Consider the following 852-nt stretch of genomic DNA (forward strand, 5'->3'; position numbering starts at 1 on the left):
ATTGTGAATCGACGCTGAACATTGACCCCGCACGCGCGAAGTCAATCAAGCACTTGGACGCCGATCGGCGTCCGGACCCCACGCAGATTCACACTGGTGGCGCTATGGGAGTGACAGCGGACATCAGAGCGCTGTTCAGCGGCCACCTTCCGGATGGCGGGGTGATCTGCGAGTCTGCGGTTTGTTTGAACCGTAGGCTTAGAATGGACACAGTGCATACTGCTATCACGGAGCCGGTGCGGCGGCTTGAGGTCTTCACCGGAGCCGGCCGTCGGCGGAAGTGGAGCGACGAGGACAAGGCGCGGATCGTTGCGGAGATCGTGGCAAGCGGCGATTCGGTCTGTTCGGTAGCGCGGCGGTATGGATTGTCGCCGCAGCAGTTGTTTGGCTGGCGACGTCAGCTGCGAGAAGCAGCAGGCGGTCATTCCCGAGAGGACGAAGTTCAGTTTGTGCCGGCGGTGGTTGACGCCGTGGTGCCGGCGCCGACTGTTCACCGGGATCGTAAAGCGGTGCGCAAGGCAGATAGCGGGATCATCGAGATTGAAGTCGACGGCATCACGATCCGAGCCGGTCGTGGAGCGGACACCGCGATGATTGCGTCGATCGTCCAGGCGCTAAAGGCGAGCCGGTGATCGGTCCGTCAGGCGCGGTCCGGGTGATGGTGGCGACCAAACCGGTAGACTTCCGCTATTATGCGGAGTGCGCGGCAGGAAGTTGCTGCCCGCCGCGGTTTTCTCGTATGTCCCCGTGGGTCGGTCAAAATCCCCCGGGTATGGTCACTTGAAACTCCCCCACCTGATGATCGCCGTCAGCGCCGCTGAACAGCAGTAGCCGGTCAGGCAGGACGTTTAT

General features: G+C 62.0%; 1 protein-coding gene. It reads left to right on the forward strand.

What is annotated here, in order from left to right; all coding sequences use genetic code 11:
• Positions 1-632: transposase (locus QJT78_RS51730; RefSeq protein WP_348652450.1), on the forward strand; the 632-nt coding region annotated here is incomplete at its 5' end.
• Positions 633-852: the final 220 nt, after the last annotated feature.

Source organism: Bradyrhizobium sp. Mp27, assembly GCF_029953005.1.
Lineage (GTDB): Bacteria > Pseudomonadota > Alphaproteobacteria > Rhizobiales > Xanthobacteraceae > Bradyrhizobium > Bradyrhizobium barranii.